The organism is Butyricicoccus sp. AM32-19 (assembly GCF_003480365.1).
In the GTDB taxonomy this organism is placed as follows: domain Bacteria; phylum Bacillota; class Clostridia; order Oscillospirales; family Butyricicoccaceae; genus Agathobaculum; species Agathobaculum butyriciproducens.
In genome coordinates, this window is sequence record NZ_QUIX01000022.1 from 32,671 (window position 1) to 44,157 (window position 11,487).

General features: G+C 56.7%; 11 protein-coding genes. 1 reads left to right on the top strand and 10 read right to left on the bottom strand.

Translation table 11 applies throughout. The annotated features are described in order from the left end of the window. Positions 1 to 187: 187 nt before the first annotated feature. The 3 genes from gluQRS to DW806_RS14035 are packed head-to-tail and all read right to left on the bottom strand — an operon-like array spanning position 188 to position 2,165. Positions 188 to 1,120, bottom strand: coding sequence for a tRNA glutamyl-Q(34) synthetase GluQRS (gene gluQRS / locus DW806_RS14025; RefSeq protein ID WP_118730340.1), 933 nt, complete (start codon positions 1,118 to 1,120; stop codon positions 188 to 190). A gap of 5 nt (positions 1,121 to 1,125) precedes the next feature. Then, the gene (locus tag DW806_RS14030) at positions 1,126 to 1,455 is read right to left on the bottom strand and encodes a TfoX/Sxy family protein (RefSeq protein ID WP_118730341.1); all 330 of its coding nucleotides are present in this window, start codon (positions 1,453 to 1,455) and stop codon (positions 1,126 to 1,128) included. Continuing rightward, complete coding sequence (locus DW806_RS14035) at positions 1,455 to 2,165, bottom strand: flavodoxin family protein (RefSeq protein ID WP_158578392.1); 711 nt, start codon at positions 2,163 to 2,165, stop codon at positions 1,455 to 1,457. The genes DW806_RS14030 and DW806_RS14035 overlap by 1 nt, the downstream gene beginning before the upstream one ends. A 234-nt stretch (positions 2,166 to 2,399) precedes the next feature. Between DW806_RS14035 and DW806_RS14040 the strand changes: the two genes are divergently transcribed. Beyond that, a complete protein-coding gene (locus tag DW806_RS14040) occupies positions 2,400 to 3,563 on the top strand; it encodes a glycoside hydrolase family 3 protein (RefSeq protein WP_118730343.1) in 1,164 nt (387 codons plus the stop codon). An 882-nt stretch (positions 3,564 to 4,445) separates the two neighbouring features. Here DW806_RS14040 and DW806_RS14045 read toward each other — a convergent pair. From DW806_RS14045 to DW806_RS14075, 7 genes are all read right to left on the bottom strand, one after another. Next, complete coding sequence (locus DW806_RS14045) at positions 4,446 to 5,048, bottom strand: Type 1 glutamine amidotransferase-like domain-containing protein (RefSeq protein ID WP_118730344.1); 603 nt, start codon at positions 5,046 to 5,048, stop codon at positions 4,446 to 4,448. Between the two features lie 319 nt (positions 5,049 to 5,367). After that, positions 5,368 to 6,387, bottom strand: coding sequence for a tRNA (adenosine(37)-N6)-threonylcarbamoyltransferase complex transferase subunit TsaD (gene tsaD / locus DW806_RS14050; RefSeq protein WP_118730345.1), 1,020 nt, complete (start codon positions 6,385 to 6,387; stop codon positions 5,368 to 5,370). 2 nt (positions 6,388 to 6,389) lie between these two features. Further along, positions 6,390 to 6,845 (bottom strand): GNAT family N-acetyltransferase, encoded by a 456-nt coding sequence (locus DW806_RS14055; protein ID WP_118478498.1) that lies wholly within the window; start codon positions 6,843 to 6,845, stop codon positions 6,390 to 6,392. Between the two features lie 14 nt (positions 6,846 to 6,859). Continuing rightward, complete coding sequence (gene rimI / locus DW806_RS14060; protein WP_118730346.1) at positions 6,860 to 7,291, bottom strand: ribosomal protein S18-alanine N-acetyltransferase; 432 nt, start codon at positions 7,289 to 7,291, stop codon at positions 6,860 to 6,862. Continuing rightward, on the bottom strand, positions 7,288 to 7,719 hold the full coding sequence (locus DW806_RS14065; protein ID WP_118730347.1) for an arsenate reductase/protein-tyrosine-phosphatase family protein: 432 nt from the start codon (positions 7,717 to 7,719) through the stop codon (positions 7,288 to 7,290). The genes rimI and DW806_RS14065 overlap by 4 nt, the downstream gene beginning before the upstream one ends. A 49-nt stretch (positions 7,720 to 7,768) precedes the next feature. Further along, a complete protein-coding gene (polA, locus tag DW806_RS14070; protein WP_118730348.1) occupies positions 7,769 to 10,402 on the bottom strand; it encodes a DNA polymerase I in 2,634 nt (877 codons plus the stop codon). A 173-nt stretch (positions 10,403 to 10,575) separates the two neighbouring features. Next, positions 10,576 to 11,274: a TraX family protein gene (locus DW806_RS14075; RefSeq protein ID WP_118730349.1), complete on the bottom strand. Its 699-nt coding sequence runs from the start codon at positions 11,272 to 11,274 to the stop codon at positions 10,576 to 10,578. Between the last annotated feature and the right edge of the window lie 213 nt (positions 11,275 to 11,487).

The window sequence follows — 11,487 nt, forward strand, 5'->3', positions numbered from 1 at the left end:
TCTGTGTCGCGCAACTCGTTTGCGCGTTGTTACGGATGGCACCTGCGAATTATAATTGATGTTAGACTTTACCTTATCGCACCCTACGGCATAAATCGTGCAAAGGATATAAGAAATAACACCCAATAAACCAAAAATGGAGAACGGAAAACCCTTACGGTAATTCTCCATTCTCCATTTTTCATTCTCAATTCTTCTCGATATCTCGGAACACGTTCGGCAAATAGAGTTCGTGCTTCGGGATCTTCTCCCACGAAAACGCTTTGACGAGTTCCTTCGCGGAGACCGGCTCTGTGGTGTCGGTCAGTCCTGCGGCACAGGCGAGTGCACCGATGACCTGCTCGGGTGTGAATTTCTCCCGCAGAAGGCCGAGGTCGAGGTCCTTATCGCGCTTGGACAGGCGGCGCCCGTCATGGTCGCACAGCAGCGGGATATGGATAAATTTCGGCGGTGTGAAGCCGAACAGCTCATATAGCCAGATCTGGCGCGGCGTACTGCCGATGAGATCGTGCCCGCGCACGACCTCGGTCACGCCGGACAGGCCGTCATCCACCACGACCGCCAGTTGATACGCGAACACGCCGTCCGACCGCCGGATGATGAAGTCGCCGCACTCCTCGGTGAGCGTTTCGGTATACTCGCCGTACACGCCGTCCGTGAACGTGATGGTTCGCTCAGGCACGCGCACGCGCGTTGCAGGCGCACGCTTTCTGCGCTTTTCGGCCACTTGCTCGGGTGTTAAATCGCGGCAAGTTCCGGCGTAGACCACCCTGCCGTCCGACAGGTGCGGCGCGCTTGCGGCGTGCAGGGCCGCTCTCGAGCAGAAGCACGGGTACAGCAGACCTTTTTCGCGCAGAATCGCCTCGTATTTCTCGTAAACAGCCGTGCGCTCGGACTGATACGGGATTTCGCCGTCCCAGTCTAACCCTAACCACCGCAGGTCGTCGATAATTAAATCCGCGAAGCTGCGCGGACAGCGCATTTCGTCCAAATCCTCAATCCGCAGCAGAAATTCGCCGTTCTGCTGCCGCGCACTCAGCCATGCCAGCAGCGCGCACAGCACGTTGCCGAGGTGCATGCGGCCGCTCGGACTGGGTGCAAAACGTCCGATGGTGTGCATGTTTTTCACTCCTTATTGCTTTTCTTCTTGGGTTTCGGTGCCGGAAGTTCGTCATACATGGCACGCAGCAGCTTCTGCAGGAAGGCGGCATCGTCGGTTTTCGTCACCCGCAGCATGGGTTTTGCGCCGTCGTACGGAAATTCATAAGGCGCATCCGGAAGGCAGCTTATCGCAGCTTTGACCGGTTTGACCAGCAGTCGGTTATCGTAAATTCCACCGACGATTCTGCCATTGTAATAGAGTATGTACTCTCCCATCATGGGTCGATGCGTTACGCCGTCCAGTCCGGACAGGCGGTCTAATATTTCCGCGAGAAATTCTTTTGTGGTTGCCATTATCGTCCTCTTTTCCAAGGTTTCCCCGTCACATAGCCTTTTTGATACCAGTATTCGTCGTCAACGGGATTCATTTTGCGCTTTTTATGGAACAGGCGGTACATGTAAAACAATCCCTTGACCTTCGCGCACGGCGTGACATTTCCGGCATTTTTCCGAATGGCAGAAACCGTTTTCTCTACCTTTTGCTCAATTTTGTGCATGAAATTCTCGGGCATGCTGCTCCAGTCATATCCCCAGACGGCCTGCGTGATAACGTGCGTGCGGCCAATGCCCCAGTAATTCATGCTGTCGCGCAAATCCCCGACGGTGGATTTCATGCCGCCGCCCGCCGCGGTCGTGATGATGAGCGCCTGCTTGCACATCAGCGACAGGTCGGGACGGTGCACCAGCCAGCGGTACGCAAAGTGATCGAGCAGGGTCTTGACCTGCCCCGGAATGTGGTAAACATAGGTCGGTGCACAGAAAATGATCAGCTCGGAGTCATCAATCGCGGCGATGAGCTTCTGCATGTATTCGTGCCCGCCGCACTTGTCCTCGCGGCCGTTCATGCATGCATAGCAGCCCGCGCAGACATGCGGCATATCCTGCGGCAGATAAAATTCGTGCAGCGTGCCGCCCGAAAGCAGGCGGTCGAGCACCATCTGTGCAATGCCGTAGGTGGACGATTTGGTTTTCCGTTTGTGCGGATAGAGTATGGTTATGTTCACAGTGAACACCCTTTCTTGTGTAGAACCAATGACAGGATTAGGGATTTCCGTTTTGTGGGCGAACGCTGTTCGCCCCTGCGGCTGCACAGGTGCAGATCATTGACGAGTGACACGCTCTCCACTCTCACGCATCCTCCTGCCCTCAAACTCCTACTTTGTAATATTACCACATTCACCCTATGCTTTACAACTCCCCTGCTCTCTTGTATAATGTAGGCAAACGAGGTGATACACATGAAAAAACGAATGCTTGCGCTGCTGCTGGGTCTGCTCTGCGCCGGACTGACGGCCTGCGGCAGCACGGACACCGCCGCAAAGGACGAAACGCCGTCCGCGCCGACCGTCGAGCAGCCCGAGCCGGAACCCACGCCGGAGGAGGTCCGCCGGACGGCGGCGGAGCAATATGCGGACGACTTGACGCTCGAGGAGCAGGTCGCGCAGATGTTCTTCGTGCGCTGTCCGGAGACCGACGCGGCGGCGCTGACCGCGCAGTACGACATCGGCGGCTATCTGCTGTTTGCGCGCGATTTTGACGGCCAGACCAAAGAATCCGTCGCAAACACCATCGCAGCCTACCAGAATGCCGCAAAAACGCCCATGCTCATCGGCGTGGACGAGGAAGGCGGCACGGTCGTGCGCGTCAGCTCCAACCCGAATCTGCGCGACACGAAATTCCAGTCACCGCAGGCGCTGTACAGCGAGGGCGGCTTTGACCGCATCACGAGCGACACCGCCGAGAAGGACGCGCTGCTGCGCGATTTGGGTATCAATGTTAATTTTGCGCCCGTGTGCGACGTTTCGACCGACCCGAGCGATTTCATTTACGCGCGCAGCTTCGGCATGGACGCCGAGCAGACCGGCGAATACGTCCGCACGGTGGTTACGCAGATGGTCAGTGATAAGACCGGCATGGTGCTCAAGCACTTCCCCGGCTACGGCAATAACGCGGATACGCACACCGGCATCGCCATTGACGAGCGGCCGATGGACACCTTCCGGCAGTCGGACTTCCTGCCGTTTCAGGCGGGCATTGCGAGCGGGGCGCAGTCGGTTCTCGTCAGCCATAATGTGGTAAACTGCATGGACGCCGACCGGCCGGCGTCGCTCTCAGCCGAGGTGCACCGCATTCTCCGCGAGGAACTCGGCTTTGACGGCGTAATCCTGACCGATGACCTCATCATGGACGCCATCCGCGATTACACCGGCGGCGAAAACGCGGCGGTGCTTGCCGTACAGGCGGGCAATGATATGCTCACCTCGTCGGATTTCGAGACCCAGTACAACGCCGTGCTTGCTGCCGTACAGGACGGCACGATTCCTGAGTCGCAGATTCACGCTTCCGCCGTGCGCGTCATCGACTGGAAAATGCAGCTTGGACTGATTTCGTATAACGCGTAAACAACAGAGTCCCGGCCTTGTCGCTTGACAAAGCCGAGACTCTGCGCTATAATCTTAAGTACAAACGGCGGCCTGCTGGTAACGGGCGGTCGTTCCCCATAGTTAAGTGTTTGAGGAAACGCCGCTCCGGTTACGGGGCGGTTATTTCTTTATGTATCCTAAGATACCAAAGACGATCGTGGTGATCAACTGAAACAACAGCAGTGTTTCGGAAATTGACATCCGGATCACCTCCCTTTTTATCGAGGGAGGAACAACCTTTTTTCACCGTTTGCACTTTGATTATAGCATGCGTGTCATATTGTGTCAATCAACCGTCTTTTCAGACGGTTTTTATTTTTTTGCTGCAAGAGACGGACGCATGTATCCGTCTTTTTTCTGTCATGAAATGCAAAAAACCGCCCCAAAAGGCGGCTTATTGACAGATTTCGATTGTATATGCTATAATCGAAACGGACAAGTTCACATAGCGGTCAGACCCTCTTTCCTTTCCCGCTGTCTGCGGCAGGAAGGAGGTGGCGCGAATGCGGAAAAAGGCATTTCAGCTTTTCGTATGTACAGTAATCCTGCTGTACATCTTCTGTATAAAAGCGCGATGACCGCTCGTCTGACTCACGAACGGTCATCATAACAAATTTCGATGACTGAGGGTCTGACTGCTGAACAGTGTCCTCTTGGGTATATTATACCCGAGCAGCCCCGGCTTTGTCAAGCGACAAGGCCGGGGTTCCCTTTTACCTTTTGTGTTGATATAAGCCTATCCGCCAATCCCTCCGTCGATTTGACGGAACTCTAAGCATAGGAAAAGGAGCAAGGTGGGTTTTAACCTTGCTCCTATCGGTCAGAATATGCTATTCAGTTCAACAAACTGGAATTTTCAAATTAGTCGTTGCAAATAACCTTTGAATCTTCACCATCAATTACAATTCCCTGACGGTTGTTAATTGGGCATAGATTCAAATCCGAAAACTCAGTCATTATTTTCTCGGTAACTTTCTTAAATGGTGCTGTAAGATAATGCGGAAGAACATAGAAATCAATCAAATCAATCCCTGCATCATCTTCTTGTGAGTAGTCCTCCGGCTTTTCATCCATTTGCTCGATATATTGGATGCTTGGAGCGCATATAATTGCGCCTGCCGACTCACCGATCATCAATTTTCCATTTGCCAATTCCTTTTTCAGCAGTCCATCAGTTCCCGTTTTACGGAGCTGGTCCATAAGAAAGAAAGAATTTCCGCCGGTAAAATATATCACATCTGCTTCTTCAAAAACAGACTGTATCGTTGAATAAGCCTCCGTTGAAATATCAATTTCAGTTACGATCGCTCCCAACTTTTTGAATAATTTTCGAGCCGAGCCGACATAACCGGTGTAGCCTTCACGCAGTGAAGCTGTTGGAATAAATGCGACTTTCTTATTTTCAATTTCTTCCTTTATCAGACTTCCTACACTTGAAAAGTGCGAACATAAAAATAATTTCATCAATATTCTCCTTTATAAATTTCGATTTTTATATTTGATTATAAAATAGATGTCTGCTGTTTGCAATGTATATTTATAAGCTCATTTCCCATAAGTACACAATTCTGAAAAGAGAGAATTCTTTTGTATCATACAATATTTTTGTGCTTCTTTCGAGGCATGAAAAGATGCCGAAGCTGCCTTCGGCATCTTTTTTGGTATCCAGTATCGGTTATGTGCGTGATTTAGTGAAATCACCGGAGTTATACCCCATCAACACAAAGGGGAAAAGGGACGGCCGGGGTTTTGCTATGCAGACGAAGTGCATGCTCAATCCATCTCAATCGCAGATATTCTTTCCGATATCCGCGGTGGCGTAGGCATTCTGCAGGGTTTTGCCGCGGGTGCCCGCCTGATACTCATAATACGCCTGACTGCCGATCATGGCGGCGTTATCGCCGCACAGCTGCAGCGGCGGCATGAACAGCTGAACGTGCTCGCGCTTTGCCATATCCTGCAGGGCCGCACGGAGGAACGAATTGGCTGCCACGCCGCCTGCACACACAACGCGCCGCGCATGCGTCTGCTTGACGGCCATCTCGAGCCGCGGCACGAGCGTATGCACGACAGCCGCGCAGAACGAGGCCGCGAGACCGTTCCGGTCGATGGTTTCGCCCTTCTGCTCGGCGTTGTGCGCCAGATTGATGACCGCCGTTTTGAGTCCCGAGAAGGAGAAATCCAGCGGCGCATCCTTGATGTGCGAGTCCGGCAGCTTGTACATTTTCGGGTCGCCGTCCTGCGCCAGCTTGTCGATCTTCGGGCCGCCCGGATAGCCGACACCGAGCACGCGGGCGACTTTATCGAACGCCTCGCCTGCTGCGTCGTCGCGTGTGCCGCCGAGGATTTCAAACTCGGTGTAGCTTTTCACCATCACGATCTCGCTGTGACCGCCGGACGCGATCAGTGTCAAAAACGGCGGTTTCAGCTCCGGATACGCCAGATAAGTAGCCGCAATGTGTCCCCGGATGTGGTGCACCGGAATGAACGGCTTGTTCATCGCAAAGGCGAGCGACTTGCCGAAGTTCGCGCCGACGAGCAGCGCACCGATCAGTCCGGGCGCGCAGGTCGCGGCAACCGCGTCCACGTCGTGCTTGTCCATTTCCGCGTCCTTGAGCGCCTGCTCGGTCACGCGCACGACCGCCTCCATGTGCCGCCGAGACGCGATTTCCGGCACAACGCCGCCGTACAGCGCGTGCGTGGCGATCTGTGTGTCCACCACGCTCGACAGGATTTTTCGTCCGTCCTCGATGACGGCTGCCGCCGTTTCATCGCACGAGGACTCGATTGCAAGTATTTTCATGGTTAATCTCCTAAATTTTTCTCAAAGCACAGGCAGTTTTCCGCGCCCGCCGGACTGCCGTAGTACGGAATGACGCGATAGCCGAGCTTGGTGTACAGCGCCGCCGAATCCTCGGTCGTGCGGGCGGTCTCGAGGATGGCCTTGGTGAAGCCGTGCTTTGCCGCGTCCTGCTCGAGCGCCGCAATGACCGCGCTCGCAACGCCCTTTCGGCGGAACGCCGGCGCGATGTAAATGCGCTTGACCTCGAATGTCCCCTCGTCGATCTTCTTCCACGCGCCGCAGCCTGCGGGCTTGCCGTCCTCGTATGCGACGATGCGGCAGTCAAACAGATGCGGCAGGTTGTACTTGGCGTAGCGCTTCTCCACCTCACCGACGAGCATGAAATAATACTCGTCCAGCGCAGCGGTCAGGTCGTGAAAATCTCTGTTTTCCGCGTCAACAAAGCGAAGCTCCAGCATGGCAAAATCCTCCTTCAAATCAGTGAAATCGTCATTAAAACCGCGTTTTCTGTGGGATTGCTGTAAAAATTCCTCCGTTTTCCGACCGGCGCAAATCCGGCTCCGGTGTAGAGCGCTATCGCCGGCGCATTGCTCTCGCGCACCTCGAGCGTCACAAACGCCAGCTTGTTTTCTCCGGCTTTCGCTGTCAGTTCGGCAATCAGCGCCCGCGCGATGCCCTGCCGCCGATGATCGGGCGACACGGCCACATTGGTAATATACCCCTCGTCGAGCACGGTCTGGCAGCCGACGTAACCCGCCGTTCTGCCGTCCTGCTCCGCCACGAGGAAAATGCCCTTGCCCAGCTCCTCGCGCAGCATGTTCTCGCTCCACGGCGCGTGAAAGCACGCGCGCTCGATCTCCGCCAGCGCCGCGAGATGACGCTCCTGCATCACGACAATGTTCATCGGCTCAGGCTCTCGATGACCGCCTGCACGCCCTTGTCGATCTCGGCAGCAGAGCGGCGGTAGGTGGCGAGATCGCCGCCGAACGGGTCGGAAATGTCCTCGGGCAGCAGCGTGAAAATCTTGTCCGCGCAGTCCGGAAACAGTTCGCACAGCCGGTCGTAGTGCGCGCCGGTCATGCAGACCAGATACTTCGCGTTTTCGGCCATCTCGGCGGTCAGCTGACGCGAGCGGTGCGCCGAAATATCCGCGCCGCGTTCTCCGGCTGCGGCAACCGCGTTCGCGGAAGCCGGAAGGCCGTTTTCGGTGTATAATCCGGCAGAAGCCGCCGTTAAACCGGTCTTTTCCTCGCCGTTATGTGCGTGGAATAAGCCTTCCGCCATCGGGGAACGGCAGGTGTTGCCGGTGCAAAGAAAAATTATGGTGTCCATTTTATCCCTTCTCTAATTCGGAATCTGTTTCGCAGGGCGGGGCAGCAAACTATTTCGCATCGTACCAGCTGTGCCCCGCCTTGGCCTCTGCCACCAGCGGAGCATCCATCCGGAATGCGTTCTCCATCTCCTCGGTGAGCAGGTGCATGGCGGTTTCCTGCTCGTCCTTCGGTGCCTCGAGGATGAGTTCGTCATGCACCTGGAGAATCAATCGGCTCTGCAGACCGTCTCTCAGCAGGCGGTCGCGGACACGGACCATGGCGATTTTGATGATATCCGCGGCGGTGCCCTGAATCGGGGTATTCATCGCAACACGCTCACCGAACGAGCGCATATTGAAGTTCTTGCTCTTCAGCTCGGGCAGCGCGCGGCGGCGGCCGAACAGGGTCGTAACGTAGCCCTGCTCCCTGCCGGTCTGCTTGATGTCCTCCATATATTTCTTCACGCCCGGATAGGTGTCAAGGTAGGTTTTGATAAACTCGCCCGCCTCTTTGCGCGTCACGCCGATGTCCTGCGCGAGCGAGAAATCCGAGATGCCGTACACGATGCCGAAGTTGACCGCCTTGCACGAGGAGCGCATCTGCGGCGTGACCTCCTCAAGCGGCACATGGTAGACCTTGGCAGCCGTTGCGGCGTGAATATCCTGCCCGTGCTTAAAGGCTTCGATCATGTGCTCGTCCTGCGAGATATGCGCGAGCACGCGCAGTTCAATCTGCGAATAATCCGCGTCGATCAGGACGTGATTTTCGTCCGGTGCGACAAACATGCGGCGCAGTTCGCGGCCAAGCTCGGTGCGGACCGGAATATTCTGCAGGTTCGGGTCGGTCGAGGACAGGCGTCCGGTGGCGGTCACGGTCTGCTGAAAATGCGTGTGAATGCGTCCGTCCGCCGGGCTGATGACCTTGAGAAGTCCCTCAACGTAGGTGCTTTTCAGCTTGGTCAGCTTGCGGTATTCGAGGATGCGCGGCACGATCGGGTGGTCCTCCGCGATACGCTCAAGCACCTCAACGTTGGTGGAATAGCCTGTTTTTGTCTTTTTCGGGGCGTGCAGGCCGAGTTTCTCGAACAGCACCTCACCCAGCTGCTTGGGACTGTTGATGTTGAACTCGCCGTCCGCGTCATGATAAATCTGCTCGGTCAGGTCGCGGATACGCACGTCCAGCTTGTCACCGAAGGCACGCAGCTCATCCGGCTCGACCGCACAGCCCGCCGCTTCCATCTCAGCCAGCACGCGCAGGAGCGGCAGCTCGATTTCGTAGTACAGCTTTCGCATGCCAAGCTGCTCGATCCGGTCAGCCGCCTCGGCGTAAATGGCGCGCAGCGCACCGACATGCTGCGCCACGGCCTTCTCGGTGTCCTCCTGACCGCCGAGGAGTGAAACCGCTGCCGGATCGTCCAAATCCAGCTCCGGCAGCTCGGCATTGCAGTACGCAAGCGCGAGCCGCGGCAGGTCGTAGCCGGACTGGGTCGGGTCGAGCAGGTACGCCGCGATGGCGGTGTCAAACACGATGCCCTTCGGGTCCATACCGCGCTGCAGCAGTGCCCGCACGGTGGCCTTCGCATCGTGCAGCACGAGCGACAGCGTGCCGTCGAACAGGCGGCACAGAATGTCGTTCCACGCGTCACCGAACGCCTCCGCGAACAGGATGTGCGCCGTGTCACCGTCCAGCAGGCAAACTGCACCTAAGGTTTCCGGCACGATGGCGTACACGCGGTCGCAGTCGGTCAGCGAATCCATTAAGTTGAACGCTTCGAGCACATTCTCCACTCGTTCTGTTTTCAGCTCCGGCAGACGCGGCGCGGACACGCTCTCGCCCGAAAGGTCAAACCGCTTGATGAAATTCTTGAACTCCAGCCGCGTCAGCAGGTCGTAGAGCGCGGTCTCGTCGATGTCCTGCGCGGGCAGGTGCTCCACATCGAGGTCGAGCGGCACGTTGCGGTCGATGGTGGCAAGCCAGTAGCTGTCCTTCGCGGACTGCTCGCCGTTCTGCAGCTTGGTGCGCGCACCCTTTTTGATGCGCTCGTCCTCGATATTCGCGTACACGCCCTCGAGCGTGCCGAAGTCGTGCAGCAGCTGCATGGCGGTCTTTTCACCGATGCCGGGCACGCCCGGAATGTTGTCCGACGAATCGCCCATGAGCGCCTTGAGGTCAATCAGGCGAATCGGGTCAAAGCCGTATTTCTCGCGGAAGGCGGCGGTGTCATAGGTCTGGTAGGTGGTCTGTCCCATACGGGTGGAGACCAGCATGACGGTCGTGCCGCCGCCGACAAGCTGCAGGCTGTCGCGGTCACCGGTTACGACCACGCAGGTGTCACCGTGCTCGTCCGCGCGGCGGCTGATCGTGCCGAGCAGGTCGTCCGCCTCAAAGCCCGCCTTTTCGCAGCGGGTAACGCCGAGCGCATCGAGCACCTGCTTTGTAATCGGCAGCTGCGCCGCCAGTTCATCCGGCATGCCCTTGCGGGTGGCCTTGTAGGTGTCGAATTTGAGGTGGCGGAAGGTTTTTTCCTTCACGTCAAAGCAGACGATGGTGCGGTCGGGCTGCTCCTCGTCCTGCAGTTTGAACAGCGTAGCCAGAAAGCCGTAAACCGCGTTGGTGGGCAGTCCCTCGTGGTTGGTCAGCTGCCGTATGCCGTAGAACGCGCGGTTCAATATGCTGTTGCCGTCTATCACCATGATTTTCATGTGTATTTTCCTCGCTCATTGATACATTATATATAGTATACCACAGTGGCTGCTAAACGTTAAGTTTAACGTAAATTTTTATGCCACTGGTGGTATACGCCATTCAATCATTTATAATAGCCGAATGAGGCTATTATACCACAATTTCCGCTGTACTTCCACTGTTCGAGCGGTTATCCTGCCGCGGCTTCAAGCGCCATCTGCACCGCGCCGATGACCGCCAGATGGGCGGGATAGTAAATATAGAAAAAGTGCTGCATCTCCCATTTGCCGCGCTCATTGCCGAGCAGCAAAATCGGGAAGATCGCCAGCACGCAGAAGCGCTGCACGCCGCCCATCACACCGGCAAGCGCCAGCAGACCGATCGCAAAACCGAGCCGCTCGCCGATGACCGGCGGAATGCCGGCGAACACGCGCTCCCAGAATAGCCGCCCGATTTCCGCGTACAGCGGCAGCAGCACGCCCGCAAAGCCGTAATCAATGGGAACCGTCCGGCACAGCAGGTAAAATACGGCGGCAAGCGCGGCTGTCAATGCCAGAAAGCGCAGTTTTCCGCTGCTTTTCCACGTCTCGACTCCGTACAGCAGCAAAATGGACAGGCTCAGCGTGATGAGCGCGTTGCCGTAGAAGCTGCCGAACGGCAGAAACGCAATAACGCACACTGCGCCGCACGCGAACACGCTGCCGAAGTAGCGGGCTTTGTTCCGCGTATAGCGGCAGCCCTCTGCGATGCAGTAGGAGAACAGCGGAAACGCCAGCCGTCCGATCACGCGCAGCCACACCGCCTGCGGAAAAAATGCCGCGCCGATGTGGTCAATCGTCATGCACACGATCGCAAGAATCTTCAGTTGGTTCTTGGTCAGCAGTTTCACGCGCGTTCGCCACCTTTATGTATCAATTATAGCACGCCGAGTGGGAAAGGCAAAGGGCGTTTTCGAGGATAACGAAGCGGTCGCAGGCACCGGCTTTGCGGTGTGCCCGAACCGCGCAGGCGGTTCGCCATTTCCGGGCGGGGATTTCGCACGCTGCGGCGTGCGGGGAACGTGCCGCCTCCGCGGCGGGGACTGCGGCACTCGCCGCGGGAG